The organism is Exiguobacterium sp. S3 (genome assembly GCF_018617295.1).
GTDB lineage: Bacteria > Bacillota > Bacilli > Exiguobacteriales > Exiguobacteriaceae > Exiguobacterium > Exiguobacterium profundum.
In genome coordinates, this window is record NZ_JACSJW010000002.1 from 1 (window position 1) to 12,285 (window position 12,285).

Sequence of the window (12,285 nt, forward strand, 5' to 3'; positions counted from 1 at the left end):
GTGGAGCTGAATGATACTAATCGGTCGAGGCTTTGATCTAGTCTAATGGTTTGTGTTGATGAATCCTCAGTTTTCAGGGAACAAGCCCTAAAACAATATTGACATGCGTATGACGCGGTGTTAATATTCATTTTGTCTGGTGGCGATAGCGAGACGGCCACACCCGTTCCCATGCCGAACACGGAAGTTAAGCGTCTCAGCGCCGAAAGTAGTTGGGGGATCTCCCCCTGTGAGGATAGGACGTTGCCAGGCAAGATCGTTCCGCAATAGCTCAGTGGTAGAGCAACCGGCTGTTAACCGGTAGGTCGTAGGTTCAAATCCTACTTGCGGAGCCACTTTCTCTTTTGGAGAGCTGTCCGAGTGGCCGAAGGAGCACGATTGGAATTCGTGTAGGCGGCAAAACCGTCTCAAGGGTTCGAATCCCTTGCTCTCCGCCAGTTTTTCAAATATGTAATGGCCCGTTGGTCAAGCGGTTAAGACACCGCCCTTTCACGGCGGTAACACGGGTTCGAATCCCGTACGGGTCACCATTTAATTTTATATCGTCGCGGGGTGGAGCAGTCTGGTAGCTCGTCGGGCTCATAACCCGAAGGTCGTCGGTTCAAATCCGGCCCCCGCAATTAAGTCCGGTCTCGTGGTGTAGGGGTTAACATGTCTGCCTGTCACGCAGAAGATCGCGGGTTCGAATCCCGTCGAGACCGCCATTTTTATTTTAAAATCAATCATACTACATATGGCTTTGTAGCTCAGTTGGTAGAGCAAAGGACTGAAAATCCTTGTGTCGGCGGTTCGATTCCGTCCAAAGCCACCATATGTGGGGGGGTAGCGAAGTGGCTAAACGCGGCGGACTGTAAATCCGCTCCCTCGGGTTCGGCGGTTCGAATCCGCCCCCCCCCACCACTTAGGGGCATAGTTTAGCGGTAGAACTACGGTCTCCAAAACCGTCAGCGCGGGTTCGATTCCTGCTGCCCCTGTTTTAATTTCATCATGGCGATTGTGGCGAAGTGGTTAACGCACCGGATTGTGATTCCGGCATTCGAGGGTTCAATTCCCTTCAGTCGCCCCATTATTATTGGGCTGTAGCCAAGTGGTAAGGCATCGGATTTTGATTCCGACATGCGAAGGTTCGATCCCTTCCAGCCCAGCCATTTTGCGGAAGTAGTTCAGTGGTAGAATACGACCTTGCCAAGGTCGGGGTCGCGGGTTCGAATCCCGTCTTCCGCTCCAATGACTTTTGGCGCCATAGCCAAGTGGTAAGGCAGAGGACTGCAACTCCTTTATCGTCGGTTCGATTCCGACTGGCGCCTCCAACATAATATGCCGGTGTGGCGGAATTGGTAGACGCGCACGACTCAAAATCGTGTTCCTCTGGAGTGTCGGTTCGACTCCGACCACCGGTATCCGTATGACTCTAACTGAGGTTAGGGTCTTTTTTCTGTTCGCTATTTTTTTTGAGAAGGAAGGACATTCATTCAGCTCGAATGTTTTAAACAAGAAGAAACGAGGTGGATGATATTCAATATACAGAACAATCGAATCGGTTCATCCGATTTGCTGACAACGAATGTGTGGGTTCTAGTCGCTTATACGAAGTGCTAGCTCGAGAAGTGGCCCAGCATGAATGGCTCTTATCTTTGTGTGAAGACATACCAAAGGGACAACCTGCTCCAAATCTATTGTTTGCATCTGTTCATGAACTGGTAATTCAACACTCTGCTGATGAGTTGGCCACCTATTATCCTAGCGTGACAAAATATCCAAAACAAGCTGAAGATGTATTTCCCTCTTTTTTAGCTTTTTGCCATACATACGAAAGTGAGATCCGTCATCGATTGAGGACCCGTCGTGTGCAAACGAACGAGGTTCAACGATGCGCCTACTTGTATCCGATATTTTCGAAGATTCAACAACAGACGAAGCAATCACTCGCACTGCTCGAAATCGGAACGAGTGCAGGGCTTCAACTATTTGTTGACCAGTACGCTTATGAGTATAATGGCGTCCCAATCAACCCGATAAGCATCTCATCAGTAAACATCTCAGCGACCGTCGAATCGAACGAATCATTCCATCTCGAGGCTAAGACGCTATTAGACATCGGAACGCGTATTGGTGTCGATTTGAACATTGTGGACTTGACAGATCAAGCAGAGCGGTCATGGTTGAATGCGTTAATCTGGCCAGAGCATGAGACACGACGGCAACTGCTTCAGGCTGCCATGAATGAAATCAATTTTAATATGGTGACGCTCATTGAAGGGGATGGTGTGACGATGCTACAAGATCTCGTATCGCGTGTGTCGGAGACAGAGACGTTATGTATCTTCCATACACACGTTGCAAATCAGATGTCACGTCCCGTCAAAGAAGAACTTTTGAAGCAAGTCGAGCGAATTGGACAAACACGAGACGTCTTCCATATCTATAACAATATCCAAGATCGTTTCCTTCATGTAGATTTGTATCAGGACGGTCAACTTACAGCGTTTACGTTTGCAGAAACAGAGGGGCACGGCCGTCAATTTCAAATCCTGACGCCACTCGATTCTTTGTTTCATCCATGATCTTTTGAATGATTAAGATATATTAACATATTGATTTCATTGAATTTAGAAAAACTTACGAATACTTGTTGACAGATTAATAGTATAGGTGTATATTAACTATAGTCGCTTGAATGACAACAATATTTCATGCGGGTGTAGTTTAATGGTAAAACCTCAGCCTTCCAAGCTGATGACGAGAGTTCGATTCTCTTCACCCGCTTCATATCTCTCTGCCGAGTGGCGGAGAGATTTTTTGTATGCGAAAATATATAGAGGAGGTGAACGGAATGGACCCGTACACATTAAAACAACAAATCTTAGCGTATGCCGAAACCATCGGGATTGATGAGTTGAAAGTGACGACAGCTGATCCGTTCATCGTCATGAAACAACGACTCATTCGACAACAGGAGAAAGGATATGCCTCTGGATTCGAAGAACCGGATTTAGAGAAACGCACAAATCCTGAACTTCTGCTTGAAGAGGCACAGTCGATCATTGCGATCGCCATCGCCTATCCAAGTAAATTAAAAGATGCGCCCCGTAGTGTCGCCGGGGAGAGACGAGGGTTGTTTGCTCGTACTTCGTGGGGACTCGATTACCATCGGGCGGTCGGCGATCGATTGGCCAAACTTCAAGCGTACATTGAAGAATTGGTTCCAAACGTGCGAACGCGTTCGATGGTCGATACGGGTGAGCTCGTCGACCGTGCTGTCGCAGAACGTGCGGGGATTGGATTTAGTGGGAAAAACTGTTCCATCATCTCTCCTGAGAAAGGATCCTATCTTTATTTGGGCGAAATGATTTTAGATGTATACTTACCACCGGATGAAGCAATTGAAGACGGATGTGGGGATTGCGATAAATGTATGACAGCTTGTCCGACGACGGCCCTTGTTGAACCAGGTGTCCTCGATGCGAAGCGCTGTATCGCCTATCTCACGCAGATGAAGACGTTGATGCCACGAGAGTTTCGGTCGAAGCTTGGTGGTCGATTATATGGATGTGACACGTGTCAGCAAGTCTGTCCATATAATCGCAAAAAGGATTGGCGCCACCATGAAGAATTGTTACCGGAAGCTGAGATTGTCAAACCGCTCTTAGAGCCTCTTCTGACATTAAGCAATCGGGAGTTCAAACAAAAGTTCGGACATTTATCAGGCGCATGGCGCGGGAAGAAACCGATTCAACGAAATGCGATTTTAGCGCTCGCGCACTACCGTGAACCTTCAGCGATTCCAATCTTAAGGGAATTCATTAAACAGGATGAACGCGAAGATATGCGCGCGACGGCTGTTTGGGCAATCGGTGCGATTCTTGGACCTGATGCCGATTCGATATTTGAAGAGATTGAACGGAATGAAACATCTGATATGGTTCATGAAGAGATTCGCATATATCGAGAGGAGTGGGCACATGAAGATCGTGTCGTCTAAGTGGGGACCACTAATGTACGAGATAAATGGAGCAGGTAAGTTGACCGAATTGGAGTTCACAACACATGAACCGAAAGAGGAAGCACCTGAGTGGTTGCGAGATCTCATGACACGAGTCGAGAAGACAGGATTTCAAGAAGCAGATCGTGCCTATGTCGAAATGAACGGGACACCGTTTCAACAGGAGGTTTGGGATGCGCTCTTGACCATTCCATATGGCGAGACACGCACATATAAGCAAATTGCTGAACAAATCGGTCGGCCGAAAGCCGTTCGCGCCGTCGGTCAGGCGCTCAATCGAAATCCGTTGCCGATTCTATTTCCGTGTCACCGTGTCATTGGAAGTAGTGGGAAGCTTGTCGGTTTTGCGGGAGGATTGGCTGAGAAACAACGCCTTCTAGAATTTGAAATGAAAAAGTGAGGGAAATCAACCATGGCAATTCATGTCGTAATGTTTCAACCAGAAATACCAGCAAATACAGGGAACGTCTCACGTACGTGTGCGGCGACGAATTCGGTCCTTCATTTGATTCGTCCGCTCGGATTCTCGACGGATGATAAGATGTTAAAGCGTGCCGGTCTCGACTATTGGCAATTCGTCGATGTACGCTATCATGACTCGTTAGAAGAGCTGTGGGAGAAGCATCCGGATGGTCAGTTCTTTTATATTACGAAGTACGGGGAACAATACCCGAGTGATTTAGACGTTTCAGATGTAGACGGTGACTACTTCTTCGTCTTTGGTCGTGAGACGAAAGGGTTGCCGATGGAAGTCATCGAGAACAATTTGGATCGCTGCATCCGCCTACCACAATCGAACCTCGTTCGTTCATTGAACGTATCGAATACAGCAGCCATCATCGTATATGAGGCGCTTCGCCAACAGGGATATGCAGGATTGAAATAAAAAAGAGCCGGATTCGTAAGAATCCCGGCTCTTATTCGTTACCCTCAGGTTTACGGTTATATCCAGCTGTCAAAATCGCTGCGAGGAAGACGACGCTGATTCCAACCATCAATAATAGGCCCATCCAAAAATCCCCCTTTTATTCTCCATAACTATAAATAGTATAATATACTTGGTAGGTGAATTGCACTGAATATAAGAAATTACTGTGAAATTGGAGAAGGAACATGAAAACGAATGTGTACTTACTGAGCTATGCCCCACTCATCGGAATTATTTTGTTTTCGATGTCACTTGCGATTGCGACCTCCGAGTACGTAATCCAATGGCTGAATCAAATTGGCGTATATAGTGAAATTATCGAACTGTTATCCGTGCAAGAGACGAAAGTGCTCGTGCTCGTCGTATTCTTTACGATTTTCTTTATGTTGTTTAGCGCATTCAAATTGGTAGCCGATACGTTCAATCAACTCGGTTTCGCTTTTTTTGCGCGAGAGACAAATGGCACGTCGCTTCATCGGCTCAAACCTGGTGCCATCATCTTTCTCATCGGGTCCGGAATCAGCTTTCTCTTTTTGAACACATTGCTCGCTGTTATCGCCGTGCTCGTTGGCACGCTCTTGATGTATCTCTTTTACTATGTCTGGCAAGTAAGCCAATCGATGTCCGTCCCACGTGCCATCGGCTTATTACTTATGCAGGCCGTCATGTGGGCGACTTTGGTCAGCGGGTTAGGTTGGTCGGTCCTTCGCTTGTTTAACTCTGTCGGAGATATCATCTTATGAAGCGTTCTTTTGGACCAACCTCTGATGTGATCGAAGCGTGGTGTCTATCATTTGTCCCGGAGGAAACCTTGTATTGGATTGATTCTTCGTTTCTTGAGGATATACCGAGTTCCTGTCTCGTGATTCCGAGGCAGGAGTTTTTCAATCATCCGCTTTACCGCAGACCCGACATCACGAATCCGTATGTGACGTGGCAGATGGGTCAAGACGTGACTTATGTCATCCATGCGTTCTCTAGCTTTTTGAAGGAGTTACAGGAGCACGTCAAAACACGTTTATTGGAATTTCAAGTGACGACCCATCGTGGTCTTGTTTTGCCGATATCAGTCGAGCAGATGAAACGTCTATCGAATGAGATGATTATAGAGAAGGATGGCGCGTGTGTCATCGTTTTGCATCCGCAAAATTGGAATGAGCTCGACATCGAGATGCGTCATTCTCTCCTGCTCGACTATGCGAAGGAGTGGGATCGTTGGGAAGGGGAACCCTGTGATGACTCGATTGCTTCGCATATTGCGGATTATGCAAATCGGTTTCCGATCCAAGATGGAAGTAACTGTCTCGCGGTGACGTTGTTTGCGGTCACGGGAAACGAACAGGTCGTTCACCGATGGGTTCATCCAGAGACGTTCCTTCAGACATTAAAGCGAAGTAGGTACGAAACTGTGAAGGATGATACACTGAGGCCGAATGACGTCCTGACGTTTTGGAGCGACCAAGGGCAACTGGTCCATGCGAGTTACTGTGTGCGACAAGGACTCTATTTCAATAAACATGGTCAAGTCCGTTTCAATCCATGGAAACTAATCAATCACGACGAGTTAATGGAGCATTGGGGAGCATATCGACTTCAAATCGAACGTCGATTATAAAGCAAAAGGAGTCAGTCCACTTTTCAGTGGCTGACTCCTTTTATTGGTGTGCCTGTGTCCAGACAATCGCCGGATACGCACGGTTGGCGAGTTCCGGGAATGGGCGAGGCGTATCGGCACCGAGCCAGATGGCGGTGATGGTGCGATCGGTCAGTCCGACATACCACATATCTTTGTTGTCGTTCGTTGTTCCGGTCTTTCCTCCGAGATACTCAAACTCACGTTTCAGCTGATTCGCATAGCGACCTGTGCCGTATGAGGTGACGGTCGATAACGCTTTTTTCATCTCACTGATCGTTTCCGGAGACCAGACTGTCTCTTCGGTTAAGATCGGGGTCAACGTTGGTTCACCGGACTTGAATGTGATTTGTTTGATTGTATGTCCGGATGTATACTCCCCTTTATTTAAGAACGGGGTGTAGGCGGCGGCTAGTTCTTTTGGGGAGACCCCTTGTGTGAGACCGCCAAGGGCACTCGCTAAGTTCTCGTCCTGTTCATCCCATTGACTGAACATCATATCAGCTGTCTTATACGCGCGTTCCTGATCGATTGCTGAGAAGGCGGCGAGCGCAGGTGTGTTATACGAGAAAGCGACCGCATCTTTCAATAAGACATCGCCTAACACACGGTTGTGACTATTTCCGGGACAATAAGAACCGTAACAAGCCGGACGACCGTCAAGTACCGTGTCAAGTTTCGCTCCTGTCTCTTCGATAAATGGGGCGAAAACGAGGATCGGTTTGATTGCGGAACCTGGTTGGCGGTACGCCTGGGTCGCTCGGTTGAACTCACCGACCTGCGTCATCTCAGAGTCGACCATGGCCACGATTCTCCCTTGAGGTGTCAGTTCCGTATAGCCACCGTTCACACCGGGAGGGAGTTGACTCATCACCTGTTTTGCTTGTTTCTGCTTCCCGGTTGATAAGTAAGTTTCGATCGTCGCTTCATGCGTGGACAAATATTCTCTCGCCTCGGTATCATCTAAGTCGTAACGTGTCCGTACCAATTGAATCGCTTCACGGACGGCTGTATCCATATAGTCCGGGTATTGAATCGTTTGACTGCGAAACGATGCTTGGAGCTTGACGCCATGATACTGATCGTAAGCACTCTTCGAGAGAACACCCGCTTCAAACAGTTGCGTCAAGATTCGGTCCTTACGCTCAAAAAAAGCATCAGATGGATTGAGGGGATCATAAAGTGACGGATTATTCGGTACTGTCAACAAGTAAGCGAGTTGATTCCAATTCAGATCGTCGAGCGGTCGTGAAAAGTATGTATCGGCTGCCGATTGAATCCCATATACATTATGTCCAAAAAAAATAACGTTGCTATAAGCTGTTAAAATTTCTTTCTTGCTATAATTTTTTTCTAGTGCTCGAGCAAGCAATAACTCTTTCACTTTTCGTTCATATGTCCGTTCATGTGTGAGGTACACGTTCCGTGCCAACTGTTGCGTGATTGTACTCCCACCTTGGACAGATGTCTCGTTCGCGTTATTGATAAATGCTCGGGCAATCCCGCTCAAATCATAACCGGGATGAGCATTGAACTTACGGTCTTCGATGGTCGTAATCGCATCTTGGATATGTTCGGGCAACGCTTTCGGAGACACGTCATTTCTGCGGCCCGCCAAGTAGATTTGCTGTTCTCCACCGTTGTATGCGAGTGTGACGGCATGCATTGACGAGAGTGGTTGTGCCGATACCAGCTCTTGTCCCCAAGATAGAATTTCATCTGCCTGATCAATCTCTTCTTTCAATGCAGTGGCAAGTGACAAGGAAGCAGCCAAAAGTCCAGCAAAAAATAAGGTTCCAATCCAAGCTCTCATCTATTTCACCTCTCTCTATACATTATATCGTCCAATTTACAAAAAAATAAAAATGTAAACGTTATCATATAATAATTCGAGAAGGAATACTTTAGGAAAGGGCGAAAAAGGGTAAAAGAGGTTGTATATCACGATTTTGAGGAGGCTTATTATTTATGAAGCAAGAAATGGTTGCGATGCTCCTTGCGGGAGGAGAAGGAAAGCGATTGGGGCCTCTCACGCGAAAAACGGCGAAACCGGCCGTGAATTTCGGCGGAAAGTACCGCATTATCGATTTCCCATTGTCAAACTGCACGAACTCGGGAATTACAACAGTCGGGGTATTAACGCAATATGAGCCACTTGAATTGAATCGTTACTTAGGAATCGGGACGGCATGGGATTTAGATCGTCGCAACGGGGGGTTAGCCATTCTCCCACCTTACCAAGCACAGTCGGGGAAAAACTGGTACGAGGGGACGGCCAATGCAATCTATCGTAACTTGAGCTATATCGATGATTACGATCCAGATTATGTGTTGATTCTTTCGGGAGACCACATCTATAAAATGGACTACGAGAAAATGCTCGAAGCCCATAAAGAAAAACAAGCCGATGTGACCATCTCTGTCATGGAAGTGCCGTGGGACGAAGCGCCGCGTTTCGGAATTTTGAACACAGCGGATGACCTCCGTATCAATGAGTTCGAAGAGAAGCCAGAAGAACCGAAGAGCAACTTGGCTTCGATGGGGATTTACATCTTCAACTGGAGCGTCTTGCGCGAACATTTGATTAAAGATGCTGAAGACGAAACGTCTAGCTTTGACTTCGGGAAGAATATCATTCCGAACACGCTTCTTCAAGGACTCGACGTCTTCGCTTATAAATTCAAAGGCTATTGGAAAGACGTCGGTACGATCCAGTCTCTTTGGGAAGCGAATATGGACCTCTTGGAAGAAGAGCCTCCATTCGATTTATATGACCCGGAGTGGAAAATCTATTCGGTCAACCCGAACCAGACTCCTCAGTATATTGGAAAAGACGCTTGTGTCGAACAGTCTGTGATTAACGAAGGGTGTCATATCGAAGGCGAAGTCCAACATTCAGTGCTATTTTACGATGTCCGTGTTGGAGAAGGTTCACTCGTTAAAGACTCGGTGATTATGCCAGGAGCTAGAATCGGGAAGGATGTAACAATTCACAGAGCCATTGTCGCTAGCTGTGCAGTCATTGAAGACGGCGCGACAGTAGGTGAGCCGGGTGGTGAAATCGTTGTTATTGAACCACACGAAAACATTGAAAGTGGAACCGTCTTCAAACAAAGAGTTTGATACGAGTAAAGAGACACGCAAGGAGGCGTTACTGTTGACGAACGATTTATTAGGGGTCATTAACTTAGGAACGGAACAAGGTCTGTTTCCGGAATTTACTGGACATCGTAATCTGGCATCAGTCCCATTCTCAGGACGCTATCGCCTGATAGACTTCACCTTGACGAATATGATCACACAAAATATTAATCAAGTCGGGATCTTTACGTTAGATAAGTATCGCTCATTGATGGATCATCTCGGTTCAGGGAAAGAGTGGGATTTGGACCGTTCGCAAGGAGGTCTCCACATCTTCCCACCAGCGTTGAAACCGGACGGGGAAGCGTATCTTGGCGACTTGGCCAACTTCTCGATGCACCGTGAACACTTCATTCGCAGCAAGCAGCCGTATGTGGTCATCACAGGTTCGAACGTTTTGACGACAATCGATTATACCGACATGCTCGCACATCATAAATCGATGGGCGCGGACATCACGCTTGCCTATACGAACCATGAACAGAAATGTGGCTATTGCCGTCCGATACGCCTTGGGGAGAATGACCGCGTCGTCGGCATCTCTGAGCGCGGATTCTCACCGGATGATGAGTACACGTACACAGAAACGATCATTATGTCGAAGAATCTCTTCATGCGTCTCGTTGATGAAGCGACCTCTAAAGGCGAATATGACCTGTTGGATGGCGTCATTCGTCCCCAGCTTCATCGTTTACACGTGCACGGGTACCATTATGTCGGGAAAATGCAGGTCATTCACTCGGTGCTTTCTTACTATAATGAAAGCATGCGATTACTCCGTGGCGAAGGCATCATTTATGACTTCCCGCATATCTACACGAAAATCAAACATGAGCCACCGACTCGTTATTTGAAAGGATCAAAGGTAAACGAGGCGCTCGTGGCAAATGGATGTAAGATTCATGGCGAGGTGCAAAATAGTATTCTCTTCCGTGGTGTTGAAGTCAGTAAACACGCACGCGTGAAAAACTCAATCATTTCATCAAAATCGATCATTGAAGAAGGAGCTGTCGTTGAAAACGCGATTTTGGATAAAGAAGTTGTTGTAAAACGAGGACAGGTCATCCGAGGCACAATCGACGAACCGATTGTCATCGCGAAACGAACAGTGGTATGAGGAGGATTTTATGAAAATTTGGTATGTTGCTTCAGAAGCGGCACCGTTCATGAAAACGGGGGGGCTGGCCGACGTTGTCGGTTCGCTCCCTCAAGCGGTGGCGGGCCTAGGAGAAGAAGTCAGTGTTGTCATGCCGAAATATGGCTCGATCGCTGAAGAGTATGTGGACGAGATGGAGTATTTATTCGACCTGATTGTTCCGGTCGGGTGGCGCAAACAGTTCGGGGCAGTCTTGAAGTTAGAGCGGGACGGCATCACGTATTACTTCATCGACAACGAGTATTACTTTAAACGTGACGGTGTCTTATATGGACACTTTGATGATGCTGAACGATTCGCCTTCTTCTCTCGCGCTGTACTCGAAATGATTGGGAAGATGGAAGACGTACCCGATGTCCTGCATTGTCATGACTGGCAGACAGGTATTTTACCGGCCTTCTTACGAATCCATTATCAACATATTGAAGCGTATCAACGCATTCGCACTGTGTATACCATCCATAACCTACAATACCAGGGGATTTTCCCAGAAGAGATTCTTGGAGAATTGCTACAGTTCGGTCCTGAACATTTCACGGCCGAAGGAATTCAACATAACGGTCTCGTCAATTACATGAAAGCCGGCATCGTCCATTCCGATCAAATCACGACCGTCAGCCCGTCGTATCGCGACGAAATCATGGAACCCTATTACGGTGAAGGCTTAGACGGGGCGTTGCGTCATCGAGCAGTCGACGTGCGTGGCATTTTAAACGGGATTGATTTGGCGACAAACGATCCGAGTACGGATCAGCGAATCGCAGAGACGTACAATCTAGACACCTATAAACAAGGAAAAGTTGTCAACAAACGGGCGTTACAAGAGCGACTTGGGCTTGAAGTACGTGACGATGTCATGCTCATCGGTTTTGTCAGCCGACTCGTTGACCAAAAGGGGCTCGATTTAATCAACGGTGTCCGTGAAGAACTTGGACAGCTCCCTTGCCAGTTCGCGTTCCTCGGTTCGGGACAACCGGAATATGAAGGAATCGTTCACGAGATGACAGCCGCTCACCCGGGGAAAGTCGGGTCATATATCGGTTTTGACATCGAACTCGCACACTTGATTTATGCGGGATCGGATGCCTTTTTAATGCCGTCACGTTTTGAGCCTTGTGGTCTCAGTCAATTGATCTCCATGCGATATGGCACCTTGCCGATCGTACGTGAGACAGGTGGACTCCGGGATACCGTGAAGCCGTACAACGAGTTCACGCAAGAAGGGACCGGTTTTGGATTCATGAACTACAATGCTCATGAGATGTTGGCGACGATTGAAAAAGCGATTCGTGTCTTCTATGAAAAGGAAAACTGGCATGCCCTCGTCCATCAAGCGATGACCGCGGACTATAGCTGGAAACAATCCGCCAAGCAATATCGTGAGTTATATCATTTATTCGCATGAGTGGAAGGAGCTAACTTGA

General features: G+C 47.3%; 10 protein-coding genes, 14 tRNA genes and 1 rRNA gene. 24 read left to right on the forward strand and 1 reads right to left on the reverse strand.

The genetic code is table 11. The features are described 5' to 3' along the window. Window positions 1–135: 135 nt before the first annotated feature. From rrf to KNO65_RS05050, 21 genes are all read left to right on the forward strand, one after another. Window positions 136–252: ribosomal RNA gene (gene rrf / locus KNO65_RS04950) — 5S ribosomal RNA — on the forward strand. Window positions 253–260: 8 nt separating this feature from the next. Then, a tRNA-Asn gene (locus tag KNO65_RS04955) sits at window positions 261–335 on the forward strand. A gap of 11 nt (window positions 336–346) precedes the next feature. After that, window positions 347–437, forward strand: a tRNA-Ser gene (locus KNO65_RS04960). A gap of 18 nt (window positions 438–455) precedes the next feature. Beyond that, window positions 456–530: transfer RNA gene (locus tag KNO65_RS04965), tRNA-Glu, on the forward strand. Between the two features lie 16 nt (window positions 531–546). Then, window positions 547–620: transfer RNA gene (locus KNO65_RS04970), tRNA-Met, on the forward strand. A gap of 8 nt (window positions 621–628) precedes the next feature. Then, window positions 629–704: transfer RNA gene (locus KNO65_RS04975), tRNA-Asp, on the forward strand. A 31-nt stretch (window positions 705–735) separates the two neighbouring features. After that, window positions 736–811: transfer RNA gene (locus KNO65_RS04980), tRNA-Phe, on the forward strand. Window positions 812–816: 5 nt separating this feature from the next. After that, a tRNA-Tyr gene (locus tag KNO65_RS04985) sits at window positions 817–900 on the forward strand. Between the two features lie 3 nt (window positions 901–903). Beyond that, window positions 904–974: transfer RNA gene (locus KNO65_RS04990), tRNA-Trp, on the forward strand. A 16-nt stretch (window positions 975–990) separates the two neighbouring features. Beyond that, window positions 991–1,066, forward strand: a tRNA-His gene (locus tag KNO65_RS04995). A gap of 7 nt (window positions 1,067–1,073) precedes the next feature. Beyond that, window positions 1,074–1,148, forward strand: a tRNA-Gln gene (locus KNO65_RS05000). 4 nt (window positions 1,149–1,152) lie between these two features. Then, window positions 1,153–1,227 (forward strand) — tRNA-Gly (locus KNO65_RS05005). Window positions 1,228–1,236: 9 nt separating this feature from the next. Then, window positions 1,237–1,310: transfer RNA gene (locus tag KNO65_RS05010), tRNA-Cys, on the forward strand. A 9-nt stretch (window positions 1,311–1,319) separates the two neighbouring features. Then, window positions 1,320–1,400: transfer RNA gene (locus KNO65_RS05015), tRNA-Leu, on the forward strand. 105 nt (window positions 1,401–1,505) lie between these two features. Next, complete coding sequence (locus KNO65_RS05020; protein WP_353047422.1) at window positions 1,506–2,564, forward strand: DUF2332 domain-containing protein; 1,059 nt, start codon at window positions 1,506–1,508, stop codon at window positions 2,562–2,564. Window positions 2,565–2,695: 131 nt separating this feature from the next. Beyond that, a tRNA-Gly gene (locus KNO65_RS05025) sits at window positions 2,696–2,766 on the forward strand. 67 nt (window positions 2,767–2,833) lie between these two features. Further along, a complete protein-coding gene (gene queG / locus KNO65_RS05030; protein WP_214782145.1) occupies window positions 2,834–3,982 on the forward strand; it encodes a tRNA epoxyqueuosine(34) reductase QueG in 1,149 nt (382 codons plus the stop codon). Continuing rightward, window positions 3,963–4,403: a methylated-DNA--[protein]-cysteine S-methyltransferase gene (locus KNO65_RS05035; protein WP_214782147.1), complete on the forward strand. Its 441-nt coding sequence runs from the start codon at window positions 3,963–3,965 to the stop codon at window positions 4,401–4,403. Before queG ends, KNO65_RS05035 begins: the two co-directional genes overlap by 20 nt. Window positions 4,404–4,415: 12 nt before the next feature. Continuing rightward, window positions 4,416–4,889 carry a tRNA (uridine(34)/cytosine(34)/5-carboxymethylaminomethyluridine(34)-2'-O)-methyltransferase TrmL gene (trmL, locus tag KNO65_RS05040; RefSeq protein WP_015880908.1) on the forward strand — a complete coding sequence of 158 codons (474 nt, stop codon included), beginning with the start codon at window positions 4,416–4,418 and terminating at the stop codon, window positions 4,887–4,889. 227 nt (window positions 4,890–5,116) lie between these two features. Further along, window positions 5,117–5,674 carry a DUF5366 family protein gene (locus KNO65_RS05045; RefSeq protein WP_074037691.1) on the forward strand — a complete coding sequence of 186 codons (558 nt, stop codon included), beginning with the start codon at window positions 5,117–5,119 and terminating at the stop codon, window positions 5,672–5,674. After that, entirely contained in the window at window positions 5,671–6,546 is an 876-nt protein-coding gene (locus KNO65_RS05050; RefSeq protein ID WP_214782150.1) for a hypothetical protein, read from the forward strand. Before KNO65_RS05045 ends, KNO65_RS05050 begins: the two co-directional genes overlap by 4 nt. A 40-nt stretch (window positions 6,547–6,586) precedes the next feature. On the opposite strand, the gene KNO65_RS05055 is transcribed toward KNO65_RS05050, so the two are convergent. Beyond that, the gene (locus tag KNO65_RS05055) at window positions 6,587–8,377 is read right to left on the reverse strand and encodes a transglycosylase domain-containing protein (RefSeq protein WP_214685796.1); all 1,791 of its coding nucleotides are present in this window, start codon (window positions 8,375–8,377) and stop codon (window positions 6,587–6,589) included. Between the two features lie 155 nt (window positions 8,378–8,532). On the opposite strand from KNO65_RS05055, the gene KNO65_RS05060 reads away from it, so the two are divergent. From KNO65_RS05060 to glgA, 3 genes are read left to right on the forward strand one after another with little or no spacing between them, the layout of a single operon-like run. Continuing rightward, a complete protein-coding gene (locus KNO65_RS05060) occupies window positions 8,533–9,687 on the forward strand; it encodes a glucose-1-phosphate adenylyltransferase (protein WP_015880913.1) in 1,155 nt (384 codons plus the stop codon). Beyond that, the gene (gene glgD / locus KNO65_RS05065; protein WP_353047423.1) at window positions 9,620–10,822 is read left to right on the forward strand and encodes a glucose-1-phosphate adenylyltransferase subunit GlgD; all 1,203 of its coding nucleotides are present in this window, start codon (window positions 9,620–9,622) and stop codon (window positions 10,820–10,822) included. The genes KNO65_RS05060 and glgD overlap by 68 nt, the downstream gene beginning before the upstream one ends. 10 nt (window positions 10,823–10,832) lie before the next feature. Further along, the gene (glgA, locus tag KNO65_RS05070) at window positions 10,833–12,266 is read left to right on the forward strand and encodes a glycogen synthase GlgA (RefSeq protein ID WP_214782153.1); all 1,434 of its coding nucleotides are present in this window, start codon (window positions 10,833–10,835) and stop codon (window positions 12,264–12,266) included. Window positions 12,267–12,285: the final 19 nt, after the last annotated feature.